The organism is Microbulbifer litoralis, from assembly GCF_023634065.1.
Classification (GTDB): Bacteria; Pseudomonadota; Gammaproteobacteria; order Pseudomonadales; family Cellvibrionaceae; genus Microbulbifer; species Microbulbifer litoralis.
This window is the reverse complement of the sequence record NZ_JALKCV010000009.1, coordinates 43,058-56,110: the sequence shown is the minus strand read 5'-3', so window position 1 is coordinate 56,110 and position 13,053 is coordinate 43,058. Positions and strand designations below refer to the sequence as shown.

Here is a 13,053-nt window from a genome sequence, read left to right as displayed (position 1 = left end):
TTTCTGCTTCTTCATGTAAATCAGTGGTTTACAGAGGGAAATTCACTGTTATAATGCGCCCCGCTTTCGACGAGAAGCACACAAGTCGGTGAGTAGCGCAGCCTGGTAGCGCACTTCCTTCGGGAGGAAGGGGTCGGAGGTTCGAATCCTCTCTCACCGACCATTTTCTTATCTGCCCTCTTTATAATTCAGACATTCCCGGGCTCAAGCAGCCGCCTGAATTGATCCCGCTCCACCACATTTTCGCAGACTCCATCCCAAACCGGACCATCCGCCGCGCTCGAGCTTGAATCGACACTCGGGGCACCCTTAGGATTTCGCGCTGTCCAACGAATTCAACAAATCGGATACGGCGTTTCTATGTTGCGATTGGTTTTCACTGCCCTGCTGACCCTGGCGCTGCCCCTGACGGCTGCCGCCGAGACCTATGACCTCCTCTACCGCGCGGCGATCGACCCGGATACCGGCAAGGCCCGGGTCGAAATCCGCCTGGAGGGCGACACCCTCCCCAGCGAACTGGATCTCAACCTGTCGTCCGGCCGCTACACCCAACTGGAAAGCGAACAGCCACTGGAGCTCGATGGCGACCGGGCCATCTGGCAACCCTCGGCCCCTAGCGCCAGCCTCAGCTACCTGTTTGAGATCGACGAGCAAAAAGGCAGCGGAAGCTACGACTCCCGCATCACCGACGACTGGGCCATCCTGCGCAGCGACAAGCTGATCCCGCCCATATCGGTGACGGCAGAGCGGGGACTGCGCTCGGAAGCCGAGCTTCACCTGGAGCTGCCGGAGGGCTGGTCTTCCGCCCTGCCCTATGCGGAGCTGGGACAGGACCACCACTACCGGCTGAAAGATCCCGGCCGCCGCTTTGTCCGCCCCAAGGGCTGGATGATCGTCGGGCGTATCGGCAGCCGCCAGGATTTCATCGCCGACGTCGATGCGAAGATCGCCGCACCGCTGGGTGAAGATATACACCGCCAGGACACCCTCGCCTTCCTGGGCTGGAACCTGCCGGAACTCAAGAAAGTCTTCCCCGATTTCCCGGACCAGTTGCTGGTGGTCAGCGCCGGCGACCCGATGTGGCGCGGCGGCCTGTCCGGTACCCGCTCCCTGTTCATGCACGCCGACCGCCCCCTGATCAGCGGCAACCGCACCAGCAGCATGATCCACGAGCTGGTGCACGTGGCCACCGGCATCCACGGCGATGACGAGAGCGACTGGATCGTGGAGGGTATCGCCGAGTTCTACTCCCTGGAGACACTGCGCCGTTCCGGCGGCATCAGCCAGCGGCGCTACGACCAGGCCATGGATGAACTGGCCGAATGGGGCCGCGAGGCACCGAACCTGTTCGAACGCCGCTCCTCCGGCCCCATCACCGCGCGCGCCGTGGGCATCATGCGGCAGGTCGACGAGGAGATCCGGGATGCCAGTGGCGGCAAGGCCAATATCGACAATGTGGCCCGCGGCCTTGCGGAAGACCGGGGAGAGGTCACACTGGCCAAGTTTCGCCGGCTGGCCGAGCAAGCCGCCGGCGGTCCGGTAAAAGCCCTGGACAGGGACAACCTCGGCGACGAACCCGGCTGACCGGGAGCGCGCACAAAGCAGACAGGCAAAAAAAAGCCCTGACGACGGGGGGGGGAGAGCGTCAGGGCCAAGACCATTAGGAGTGAAACTTGGAGGATTTCATCCTTACTACACAGCGGGCGAGTACCTTAGCGGAGCGCCCTACCGGCATTACTAAACACGCTTGGGGGAGATGTGTTAGCCAGTTACAGAGAAGTATCGAACACGCCCGGGAGATTTCCAGCCGGCCACCAGCGGAAATTTAGAACAATTGGAAATAGTTTGAGCCCAACTAAAGCAAAAAGTTATTAGTTGCCTTCGTCTGTACAAAAAAACAGCGCCATCGAACAAGCGACCGCACCCTGCACTTTTATTGATCACGACCTGGCCACACAGGTACCCCTCACCAACAACTCGCAACGGCGAACCTCACAACGCTTGACTAATCCCGGCGAGCCCCTAGAATAGCGCCTTCTTACACGCCTCGGGGTACGTAAGTATAAGAAAACGCTGGGATTTTTCGTTCCAATCCGCTAAACTCCGCGGCGTTTTCACTTCCGCATGATACGGAAGATAAAGTGCCGGTGACATCGAACCGGCGGAGCGAAAGCTCTGAATTTGATGTTAAGGCTAGGTGGCAGAGTGGTTATGCAGCGGACTGCAACTCCGTGTACGCCGGTTCGATTCCGACCCTAGCCTCCATTTTCCCCATCGCCGGCTTGCCCCTGTGAAGTCGACGACCAGCGAGGCCAAGCCCGGCACCGGGCTCATCCAGAATGGCCCCGCTCACCTCCCTGCCCGGGTGGTGGAATCGGTAGACACAGGAGACTTAAAATCTCCCGGCCTTACGGCCGTGCCGGTTCAAGTCCGGCCCCGGGCACCACCATTCCAAACCCGATCCATTCCCTGCCCGCATTTGACACGTCCTCACTGCATTAAAGACGCATTGACTGTTAATCAATGGCTCGCAGCTCACCCGGCCCAGCGCATGAAGATCCTACTGCCGGATATTTTTTAGGCAGCGCCCCCGGCTCCTATACTCGAAATATCAGCCCCTGCAGCTGTAACCGGAATGCGTGGGAACCGGAGTGGGAAACTATGGCGACTATCACCTGGGCGTGCCTGAAGTGCGGCAGCGAGAGTCACAAGCCGATTGATGTCGGGGATGACATTGCGGCAAAAGCGCTTATCCGCCAACTGAGGGAAAACTTTGACAACGGCGAACAACTGTTTCGCTGCGCCGCGGAGTATTGCGAAGGGAAAATGTATCCACTGCGGATTGAGGATACTCTCTGAGGCGCAGCCGGCCGGCGTCTTTCCAGAAATCAGCGGGGAACCGGCAGCGCCGCAATTCCCCAGCGCCCGCCATCGACTTCAGGACTTGCCGCTGCCCTCTTCACCCATCAGCGTGGGCCAGGCGGCGCGCAGGTACATCACCATGCTCCACAGGGTCAATGCCGCGGCGATATAAAGCAGAATATAGCCGACGGTTTCCATCAGTGGATACTCCCGCACATCGAACGCCAGCAACACGATGATTGCCGCTATCTGCGCGGTGGTTTTGATTTTGCCGATGTAGGAGACGGCCACGCTGCCGCGCTTGCCCAGTTCCGCCATCCATTCCCGCAGTGCCGACACGGCAATTTCACGGCCGATGATGACGGCCGCAGCGATGGTAAACCAGGCGCTCTTGTGCAGCCCCACCAACAGCACCAGCGCGGTGGCCACCATCAGTTTGTCGGCAACGGGATCGAGAAAGGCGCCGAACGGTGTGCTCTGGTTGAGTTTGCGCGCCAGGTAGCCATCCAGCCAGTCGGTGGCGGCGGCCGCCGCGAAAATGATCGCGGAGGCCATGTAGCTCCATTGGTAGGGAAGGTAGAAGACCAGCACGAATACAGGGATCAGCGCGACTCGGAGGAGGGTCAATTGATTGGCTAGTGTCATGCGGAGTGCGGGTCCTTTTTTCGCCTGCGTGCAGGCTCCTACATCTGGGCGTAACTTAGCAAGCTACCGGGAAAAATGAAACATTGAAACGGCGCGAAACAGCCGTTCCCGGACGCGCCGACGGGTCAGGCTCGCTGCCGGCAGGAAACTATTCGCTGTGCAGCGTCGAATAGATATCCTGTGCCAACTTGCGGCTGACCCCTTCCACACCGGCCAGGTCGTCCACCGATGCGCGCCGGATTTCCTGCAGGCCACCGAAATGGCGCAGTAGCGCGCGCCGGCGGGCCGGGCCGACGCCGGCAATCCCCTCCAACGGCGATTCGCGGCGCTTCTTGTCGCGCCGCTGGCGGTGGCCGGTGATCGCGAAGCGGTGCGCCTCGTCGCGCACCTGCTGAATCAGGTGCAGCGCCGGGGAGTCCGCAGCCAGTACCAGCTCCCTGTTGCTGGATACCACGTGCAACACTTCGAAGCCCGCCTTGCGTGTCGTCCCCTTGGCGACACCGATGATCTGCACACCGACCACGCCCAGCTCGTTCAGGCTCTCCACCGCCTGGCGCACCTGCCCCTTGCCGCCGTCGATCAGCAGGATATTGGGAAACTTGCCCTCACCGCTCGACAGCCGCGTATAGCGGCGCTTCAGCGCCTGGCCCATGGCCGCGTAGTCGTCGCCGGCCTGGATATTCTCGATATTGAAGCGCCGGTAATCGGACTTGACCGGCCCGCCGGTATCGAAGACCACGCAGGAGGCCACCGTCGCCTCGCCGCTGGAATGGCTGATATCGAAGCACTCCAGGCGCTCCGGCAGTTGCTCCATTTCCAGTACTTCCTGCAGGGCCTCGAAACGGTTCTGCAGTTTCTGTTGGGCAGCGGTGCGGCTGCCCAGATTCTGCTCCGCGGCCTGCTGGGCCATGGTGACCCAGGTGGCTCGGTTGCCGCGCAGGCGGTGGACCACAGACACCTCGCGCCCGCACTGCTCCTTCAACGCTTGCTGCAACACCGCCATATCGTCGATGGGCTCGGAAGTCAGTATCTCCCGCGGCACCTCGCGCTGGCTGCCGAGGTAGAACTGGGGAATGAAGGCCGACAGCAGTTCCGCACTGGACAACCCCAGCCGTTCGTCGGGGAAATAACTGCGGCTGCCGAGAATCCGCCCCTGGCGGATAAACAGGATATGCACACAGCTGGAACCGCCGATACTGGCGACACCGAGCACATCCACATCGCCGCTGGAGCGCTCCGCCACCTGGTCCGCCTGCAGCCGGCGCAGTGCCGAAATCTGGTCGCGCAGGTGGGCGGCCCGCTCGAATTCCAGCGCCTTTGAGGCCCGGTCCATCTCGTCCGCCAGTTCGCGCAGGATGGTGTCGCTTTTGCCGGACAGGAACATCTCCGCGTGGCGGACATCCTGGCCGTAATCCTCCTCGCTGATAAAGTCGACACAGGGCGCGGTGCAGCGCTGGATCTGGTACTGCAGGCAGGGCCGCGAGCGGTTGCGGAAAACGCTGTCTTCACAGGAGCGAATACGGAACGTCTTCTGCAGGAAGTTGAGGCTGTCGCGCACCGAGGACGCATTGGGAAAAGGCCCGAAATACTGCCCCTTCCTGCGCTTGGCACCGCGGTGGAATGCAATGCGCGGAAAGGTATCGCGGCTGGACAGGAAAATATACGGATACCCCTTGTCATCCTTGAGCATGACATTGTAGGGCGGCCGCTGGGATTTGATCAGGCCCTGCTCCAGCACCAGCGCCTCGGTCTCGCTGCGGGTGACCGTCACCTCGATCTCGTGGATGCGCTGCACCAGCGCCATGGTCTTGGCGGTCAGGCCCGAAGCGCGGAAATAACTCGAGAGACGGTTGCGGAGATTCTTGGCCTTGCCGACATAGAGAATCCTGCCATCGGCGTCAAACATCTGGTAGACACCGGGCTTTCGGGTAACGGTGGGCAGGAAACGCTTGCTGTCGAACATCGATAAACTGCTGGGATGGGCAAAGCGCAGCGCGCCCATCAGAGGCAAGTGATGGGCACGCTGCGCTTTGCCCACCCGGCGGTCCGGTCCCCTACAAGGCGGCCTCGGGGTCCAGAAGCTGGTATTTTACCGCCAAAAGCGTCAGTTCGACATCGCTGTGGATATCCAATTTCTCGAAGATACGGTAGCGATAGCTGTTGACCGTCTTGGGACTCACCGACAGGGTGTCGGCAATTTCCGCCACCTTGCTGCCGTTGACGATCATCACCGCCGTCTGCAGCTCGCGCTCGGAAAGGTCATCGAATGGGGAGGCCTTGTCGGTCTTGCCGCTGACATTGCGCAACGCCATCTTGGTGGCCATGGAACTGCTGATATAGACATCGCCGGCCACAACGGTACGGATGGCCTTGACCATCTCCTCCAGGTCCGCACCCTTGGTGACATAGCCGCTGGCGCCGGCCTGCATCAGGCGGCCCGGGAAGAGGTCGTCATCGAGCGCGCTGACGGCGACCACCTTGACCTGGGGGCAGCGAGCGAGCAATTTGCGCGTCGCTTCCAGCCCTCCCATGCCCGGCATCTTGACATCCATCAGGATGACATCGACTTCCGACTGGCGCGCAAAGGCCAATGCCTCTTCGCCGCTGTTGGCCTCACCCACGACTTGCATACCACTGACGTCACCCAGCATGCGTGAAATACCCATGCGCACCAGGTCGTGATCGTCCACCACTAAGACTTTGATCAAATTTGCCCCAACTACGGATAATGCAGTGGCTGCATCGCGGTTTCCCGGACCGCGCGCATCAGCGCTATTACGTTGCACTGTTAACTGCAATTCTTGTTATTGCCTGAGCCCGGATATCGCACCCCGGGTCGCAAATCAGCCCGATTTCTGCATATTGGGTATATTTTTTCGGCTACAGCTGCAGCCGCCTGTACGCAATCTACAAAAATCCCGGTACGACCTCCGGAAACCTACACTATCCAGACCCGCGAGGTGACACCTCGCAAGATCCATCCACAGAGCCTTGAAGGAACATACCAGACAAACCCCAATGTGCAAAGCTGGCCAACAAGACAGAAATTGTGGACTTTCAGGGGTATATATAACGAAAAGTTAGGCTGATCCTCTGCTCCAGTTGGCGGGCGCTTTTGGCGACCTGGTGCAGCCAGTGGTACTGCACCGCACCGGATGTCAGCAACAGCGAGCCATCCGGCAGTGGCAGCGACAGGCGCCCTTCCCCATCGCGCCGCTTGAAGGCGAGCTTGCGTTCCTGCCCCAGGCTTAGGGTTGCCACGACCGGATTGTCGCCCAGCTCCCGCTCGTTGTCGGCGTGCCACCCCATACTGTCGGCGCCGCCGCGGTAGTGGTTCACCAGCGCGGAGTTGAATTCAAAACCCGATGCCGACAAACGCTGGCGCAGCGTCTCCAGGGCCCGGGTCCAGGGGGATGGCTGCTGCTCCAGGCCCGACCAGCGATAGGTCACATCCGGATCGCCGACAAACGCGTGGCGGCGCGGAATCGGGTGTTCCCTGCCGAACAGTCGGATTCTGGGAGTCTCCCAGGGGAGCCGGTCGAGGCAGTCGCGCAGCAACGCACGGGATTCCTCCGCCGTCAGCCAAGCGGGCACCAGCAGTGCACGGCCGGGGGACAGATCCGGCCACTCGGCCCGGGGAAAGGGTGCGGCCAGCGCGGTGGCGCTATCGGTGAAGGTGCTTTCGTTCATGGCCCGGTCACGGGTAGTAGCGCGGTTCCGGCTCCAGCTCCACACCAAACCTGGTGCGGATATCGTCGGCGATCTGCCGCGCCAGACCGGTGACCTGGGCACCGGTGCCGCGGCCGGGGTTGACCAGCACCAGCGCCTGGCGATCGTGCACCCCCACCCCGTCGCAGCGGCGGCCACGCCAGCCGGCGCGGTCTATCAACCAGCCGGCGGCCAGTTTCCAGTTGTCGCCGACCGCGAATGCCACCAGTTCCGGGTGCTCGCCCTTGAGCCTGCGGTAGGTTTCCGCATCCACCAGCGGGTTCTTGAAAAAGCTGCCGGCATTGGGGATCTGCTGCGGGTCCGGCAGTTTGCTGTTGCGCACCGCGATCACCGCCCGGGCAATTTCCGCCGGGGTCAGGCCCCCCGCCCCCTCGTGATGCTCGTCCAGGTACTGTTTCAGCGCCGGATAGTCCACCCGCGCACGCCAGTCGTCCGGCAGCCGCAGGCGCACACGGGTGATGATGTACTGGTCCCGCGCCGCCCCCTTGAACACGCTGTCGCGGTAGCCGAAACGACAGTCGTCCGCGGAGAATTCGCGCAGCTCGCCGGTGGGGATATGCACCGCCTGCAGATCGTGGAAGGTATCGCGCAGCTCCACGCCGTAGGCGCCGATATTCTGGATCGGCGCGGCGCCGATGCGTCCGGGAATCAGGGCCAGGTTTTCCAGCCCGCCGAGATCCCGCTCGACGGTGTGCATGACGAGGCGGTGCCAGTTCTCGCCGGCCGCCGCGGTCAGCTGCGTGGCGCCGCCGAGCCGCTCCAGTTCCAGGCCGCGCATGTCCTGGTGAATTACCAGGCCGGGGTAATGGCCGGTCAGTACGATATTGCTGCCGCCGCCCAGCGGCAGGATTGGCAGTTTCCTGTTCCGCGCAAACTGCAGTGCCTCGCGCAGCTGCTCGAGGTTTTCCACCCGCGCAAAGAACTCGGCCCGCGCCGCAATGGCGAGGGTATTGAGTGGCTGCAGGTCGACATGGGTTTCAATCATTCAACAACTCGCGCATGCGATGCAGGTCGGCCTCGGTATCCACGCCGCCCGGCACCTCTTCAGTGGCATCCGCCACGTGGATGTGCTCGTCGTGGTAGAGGAAGCGCAGCTGCTCCAGTGATTCAAACTGTTCCAGCGGCGCCACCGGCCAGCCGACGAAGCGGTCCAGCAGCGCCACCCGGTAAGCATAGATACCGATATGCCGGCGGGGTTCCAGCCCCGCGGGCAGGGAATCCAGCTCCGCGGCAAAGGCGTCCCGCGGCCAGGGGATCGGGGCGCGGGAAAAGTAGCGGGCCAGGCCGGACTCCGCCGCCACCACCTTGACGATATTCGGGTTGCGGAAATCCGCCAAGTTGCGGATCGGCTCCGCCAGCGTGGCCACCCCCGCGGCCGGTGTCGCGGCCAGGTTGCCGGCCACCTGGTCGATGACCGCCGGCGGAATCAGCGGCTCGTCGCCCTGCACATTGACCAGGATACGATCGGCGGCCAGCCCCAGGTTGGCGGCCACCTCCTGCAACCGGTCGGTACCGGAGGCGTGCTCGGCGGAGGTCATGCACACCTCGCCGCCGAAAGCGCCAACCGCCTCGGCCACACGCATATCGTCGGTGGCCACGATCACCCGCTCGGCACTGCTCTGGCGCGCGCGCTCGTAGACGCGCTGCACCATCGGCCGGCCGCCGATATCCGCCAGCGGCTTGCCCGGCAGGCGGCTGGAGGCATAGCGGGCGGGGATGATCACATCGAAGCTTGTGGTTTCAGGCATGTTCGGATGACTTGTGCAGATGTTGATGGACACTCTGGTAAAACAGGTCCGGCAGCTTGGCGCGCACTTCCAGCGCCCACCAGTGGCCCTGCCAGAAATCGCGGCACTTGACCGCGTCTTTCATGGTCATGATCACCGGTGTCTCGCCGTCGAACTGCAGCTCCTGCTGGCAGTACTGGTGGTGGTCGGCATAGGCCTGCTCCGTCACCTCGAAGCCGAGCTGCCGCAGTTCGCGGAAGAAACGCTGGGGATTGCCGATGGCCGCGACGCCGTGACAGGGGCCAGGCTCCGGCCCCGACTCCAGCTTCACCGTCGAGGTCTGGTCCAGGTTGAACTGGTGCCAGCTGGACGGTTCCAGGGTCATGGTGAATTCCAGGCGATCGCCGCACTGCTCCCGCACCTGCGGTTGCGGCTCGCCGTTGACGACCACCAGGTCGACACTGTCGAGGCGTTCCGCCGGTTCCCGCAGCGGGCCCCGCGGCAGCATGCGGCCATTGCCCAGGCCGCGGTGGCCATCGACCACGCAGATTTCCAGGCTGCGCCAGAGTGCGTAGTGCTGGAGCCCGTCGTCGGAGATGATCACGTCACAGTTGTGATAGTCGATCAGCGCCCGCGCCGCCTCGCTGCGGTCCGGTGACACCATCACCGGCAGGCCGGTAATCAGGTGCAGCATCAGCGGCTCGTCACCGGATTCCAGCGGGTGGGACTGGGCGGTAACCTGGTAGGGATAATGCCTGGCGCGGCCGCCGTAACCGCGGCTGACGATACCGGGGTTCATCCCGCGCTCCCGGAGCCAGCGCGCCAGCTCCGCGACCAGCGGGGTCTTGCCGGCACCGCCGACCGTGATATTGCCGATAACAATCACCGGCACCGGCAGCGGCGCCGGCGGATTCTCCCGGCTCTGTCGGCGGCGCCGGCCACTGACCCAGCGGTACAGCGACGACAAGGGGGCCAGCAGTGGCAGCGAGGATCGCCTGTGCCCCTCGGGGTACCAGCGGCGGTTGAACCAGTCTTCCAGTGACATCGCGACGGCCTATCCCGTGGTTTGCTGTTGTAACAGAGTCGCGTAGCGGCCGCCCTGTTCGAGCAGCTCGGTGTGGTTGCCACTCTCGATAATACTGCCCTGCTCCATCACCAGGATGCGGTCGGCGCTCTCGATGGTGCTGAGGCGGTGGGCGATCACGAAAGTGGTGCGGTTTTTCATCACCTCGGTCAGCGCGGCCTGGATGGCGCGTTCGGATTCGTTGTCCAGCGCCGAAGTGGCCTCGTCAAGAATCAGTATCGGGGCGTCCTTCAACAGCGCCCGCGCAATCGCCAGCCGCTGGCGCTGGCCGCCCGACAGCATCTGCGCATTGTCGCCGAGCACCGTGTCCAGGCCGTTTGGCAACTCGCCGACGAAATCGCCGGCATGGGCCAGCTCGATGGCCCGCCGCACCTGCTCCGGCGTGGACTCTTCCAGCTCACCGTAGGCGATATTGCGGTAGACGGTATCGTTAAACAACACGATGTTCTGCGACACCATGCTGATCTGGTGGCGCAGCGACAACAGTGAAACCTCGCCGATATCCACGCCGTCGAGCAGGATACGGCCGCCGGTCGGCTCGTAGAAGCGCGCCAGCAGGCTCACCAGCGTACTCTTGCCGGAACCGGAGGCGCCCACCAGGGCCACCGTCTGCCCCGGCTCCACCGCGAAGTTGATATCCGACAGCACCGCCGGTGCCGACTCGTCGTAGCGGAAACCCAGGTTCTCGAAAGTCACCGCGCCGCGCACCGGCTGCGGCAACTCGGCAGTGCCGCCCTCCGGTTCGCCGGGGGCGTCGAACACCTCGAAAATACTCTCCGCCGCGGCGATACCTTTCTGGATATCGGCAAACACTTCCGACAGGCTGCGCACCGGTTTGGCCAGCGAGGCGGCGGCACCGATATAGGCGGCGAAGACACCGGCGGTCATCGACTCCACCATGCCCGGCGCCAGCGCCAGCCAGACGATGGTGGCGGTGGAGAGCCCCACCAGGATCTGGATCACGGAAACACTGCCGTTGTTCGCGACCACCAGTTTCATGAACTGCTGGCGGTTGTTGTCGCTGGCGGAGCGGAAGCGATCGTTCTCGTACTTCTGCCCGCCGTACATGCGCACCACCTGGTAGCCGTTGATCGCCTCCTGGGTCACATGGGTAACATCGCCCATGGTGTTCTGGATACGGTGGCTCAGCTTGCGGAATCGCTTGCCCACGGTACGGACAATAAAAGCGATAATGGGCGCAAACACGAAAAACGTCAGTGTGAGTTTCCAGTTGACCAGCAGCAGGTAAACCAGCAGCCCGATGGTGGTAAAGGATTCCCGGATCAGGGTCCTTACCGCCTTGGTGATGGAGTTGGTGACCTGCTCGATATTGTAGGACACCTTGGAAATCAGGTAGGCGCCGGTGTAGCGATCGAAATAGGCGCTGGGCAACTGGCCGATTTTCGCAAACAGTTCCGTGCGCAGGCTGTGAATCACCGAGCGCGCCACATAGGCGAGACCGTAACTGCCGATAAAATTGCCGCAGGCGCGCAGGACGATGATCACCAGCATCGCCAGCGGTATCAGCCAGCGCGCGGTCTCCTGCGGCATGACCCCGCCGGGGAACCAGGCGGCCACATACTTGGCGAGAAAACCGCGGCTTTCCTGGATACCCGAGCCGACGGTGTCGAGCAGCAGCTCGGTCACCGCAATCAGGCTGACGCCCATGACCGAGAACAACAGGAAACCGAACACCGCGAGGGCGAAGATCGGCCAGTGTGGCAGGGCGTAGGAAAGCAGGCGGCGGTAGGTTTTCGCCCCGCGCTGCGGTTTGCTCGGGGGCGTATCGACTCTATCCATACAAATTCATATCTGTGCCCACCCTGCAAAACCGGCGGCAGGACGGGCCAAGCGCAGAGTGTCCACCGGGCATACCGCGATGGGCACGTCGCTTCGCTCCTTTGCCCATCCTACGGTTGCCAGGGGAACCGTGCGGGCATCGCAAGCGGTTAGTTTTCTTCCGGCTGCCGCGTGGTAATGCTGAGGTTGACGAACCCCAGCTGCCCGGCGGCATCCATGGCGCGCACCACAGCCTGGTGTTGGGCAGTGGCGTCGGCGGTAATGACCAGGGGGCGATTGTACTCGCCTGCGGAAACTTCCGACAGCGCCGATTTCAGGGTAGTCAGTTTTTTGTTGATCAGGGCGCGGCCGTCCACGGAATAGGAGCCGTCCGCGTTGATCAACACCTCCACCGCGCGCGGTTCCTCCTGCGCCTCGGGCCCCGCCGCTTCCGGCAAGTTCAGCTTCAGGTGGCTCTCCTTGGTGAAGGTGGTGGAGACCATAAAAAAGATCAGCAGCAGGAACACCACATCGATCAGCGGCGTCAGGTTGACCCCGTCCTGCTCTTTGGCCTGGCGGCGAAATTGCATCTTACGCTCTCCGCTCAGGCCGCTTCGATACGGCGGTCACTGTGCAACGCGTCTACCAGCTTCACCGCCTCCTGCTCCATGGTGACGACGATACCGTCCAACCGGCGCTGGAAGTAGCGGTGCGCCAGCAGGGCCGGGATCGCCACGGTCAGGCCCGCGGCCGTGGTGATCAGCGCCTGGCTGATGCCGCCCGCCAGCACGCCGGCGTTGCCGGTGCCCTCGAGCATGATGGCGGTGAACACCTGGATCATGCCGACAACGGTGCCCAGCAGGCCAATCAACGGCGCCACCGCGGCAATGGTGCCCAGCGCGCCGAGAAAGCGTTCCAGTTCGTGGATCACCTGGCTGGCGGCCTCTTCGATGCTGTCCTTCATGACGTCGCGACCGTGGCGCGAGTTGGACAGGCCGGCGGCAAAAATGCGGCCCAGGTGGGAGGAATCGCGCAGTTCCTTGATTTTCTCGCCGTCGATCTGGTTGTTTTTAAGCCAGTTCCAGACTTCGCCCAGCAGCGTGCGCGGCGCGATGCGGCGCGGATTCAGGGTCCACAGGCGCTCGATGCAGATGGCGATAACGGCGACAGAACAAAGCAGGATCGGCAGCATCAGCCAGCCGCCGGATTTTATTATCTCTAACACGT

At 62.8% G+C, this 13,053-nt stretch carries 12 protein-coding genes and 3 tRNA genes; 5 read left to right on the top strand and 10 right to left on the bottom strand.

Going from position 1 to position 13,053, the window contains the following annotated elements; genetic code table 11:
* The first annotated feature begins 86 nt into the window (after positions 1–86).
* From MWN76_RS13960 to MWN76_RS13940, 5 genes are all read left to right on the top strand, one after another.
* Positions 87–163, top strand: a tRNA-Pro gene (locus tag MWN76_RS13960).
* A gap of 197 nt (positions 164–360) precedes the next feature.
* Positions 361–1,584: a hypothetical protein gene (locus MWN76_RS13955; protein WP_250462111.1), complete on the top strand. Its 1,224-nt coding sequence runs from the start codon at positions 361–363 to the stop codon at positions 1,582–1,584.
* A 607-nt stretch (positions 1,585–2,191) separates the two neighbouring features.
* Positions 2,192–2,265, top strand: a tRNA-Cys gene (locus MWN76_RS13950).
* 94 nt (positions 2,266–2,359) lie between these two features.
* Positions 2,360–2,446, top strand: a tRNA-Leu gene (locus tag MWN76_RS13945).
* Positions 2,447–2,661: 215 nt separating this feature from the next.
* The gene (locus tag MWN76_RS13940; RefSeq protein WP_250462110.1) at positions 2,662–2,859 is read left to right on the top strand and encodes a hypothetical protein; all 198 of its coding nucleotides are present in this window, start codon (positions 2,662–2,664) and stop codon (positions 2,857–2,859) included.
* A 78-nt stretch (positions 2,860–2,937) separates the two neighbouring features.
* Here the strand turns inward: MWN76_RS13940 and pgsA are convergent, their stop codons facing one another.
* From pgsA to MWN76_RS13890, 10 genes are all read right to left on the bottom strand, one after another.
* A complete protein-coding gene (gene pgsA, locus MWN76_RS13935; protein ID WP_250462108.1) occupies positions 2,938–3,507 on the bottom strand; it encodes a CDP-diacylglycerol--glycerol-3-phosphate 3-phosphatidyltransferase in 570 nt (189 codons plus the stop codon).
* 148 nt (positions 3,508–3,655) lie between these two features.
* Positions 3,656–5,470 carry an excinuclease ABC subunit UvrC gene (uvrC, locus tag MWN76_RS13930; RefSeq protein ID WP_250462106.1) on the bottom strand — a complete coding sequence of 605 codons (1,815 nt, stop codon included), beginning with the start codon at positions 5,468–5,470 and terminating at the stop codon, positions 3,656–3,658.
* A gap of 91 nt (positions 5,471–5,561) precedes the next feature.
* Positions 5,562–6,215 (bottom strand): UvrY/SirA/GacA family response regulator transcription factor, encoded by a 654-nt coding sequence (gene uvrY / locus MWN76_RS13925; RefSeq protein WP_250462105.1) that lies wholly within the window; start codon positions 6,213–6,215, stop codon positions 5,562–5,564.
* Positions 6,216–6,564: 349 nt separating this feature from the next.
* Positions 6,565–7,197: an alpha-ketoglutarate-dependent dioxygenase AlkB family protein gene (locus tag MWN76_RS13920; protein WP_250462104.1), complete on the bottom strand. Its 633-nt coding sequence runs from the start codon at positions 7,195–7,197 to the stop codon at positions 6,565–6,567.
* 7 nt (positions 7,198–7,204) lie between these two features.
* The gene (murB, locus tag MWN76_RS13915; RefSeq protein ID WP_250462102.1) at positions 7,205–8,221 is read right to left on the bottom strand and encodes a UDP-N-acetylmuramate dehydrogenase; all 1,017 of its coding nucleotides are present in this window, start codon (positions 8,219–8,221) and stop codon (positions 7,205–7,207) included.
* Positions 8,214–8,984, bottom strand: coding sequence for a 3-deoxy-manno-octulosonate cytidylyltransferase (gene kdsB / locus MWN76_RS13910; RefSeq protein ID WP_250462099.1), 771 nt, complete (start codon positions 8,982–8,984; stop codon positions 8,214–8,216). Before kdsB ends, murB begins: the two co-directional genes overlap by 8 nt.
* A complete protein-coding gene (gene lpxK, locus MWN76_RS13905; protein WP_250462098.1) occupies positions 8,977–10,008 on the bottom strand; it encodes a tetraacyldisaccharide 4'-kinase in 1,032 nt (343 codons plus the stop codon). The genes kdsB and lpxK overlap by 8 nt, the downstream gene beginning before the upstream one ends.
* A gap of 9 nt (positions 10,009–10,017) precedes the next feature.
* Entirely contained in the window at positions 10,018–11,847 is a 1,830-nt protein-coding gene (gene msbA, locus MWN76_RS13900) for a lipid A export permease/ATP-binding protein MsbA (RefSeq protein ID WP_250462096.1), read from the bottom strand.
* A 149-nt stretch (positions 11,848–11,996) separates the two neighbouring features.
* A complete protein-coding gene (locus tag MWN76_RS13895) occupies positions 11,997–12,416 on the bottom strand; it encodes an ExbD/TolR family protein (protein ID WP_250462094.1) in 420 nt (139 codons plus the stop codon).
* A gap of 14 nt (positions 12,417–12,430) precedes the next feature.
* Entirely contained in the window at positions 12,431–13,051 is a 621-nt protein-coding gene (locus tag MWN76_RS13890; protein WP_250462092.1) for a MotA/TolQ/ExbB proton channel family protein, read from the bottom strand.
* Positions 13,052–13,053 lie beyond the last annotated feature (2 nt).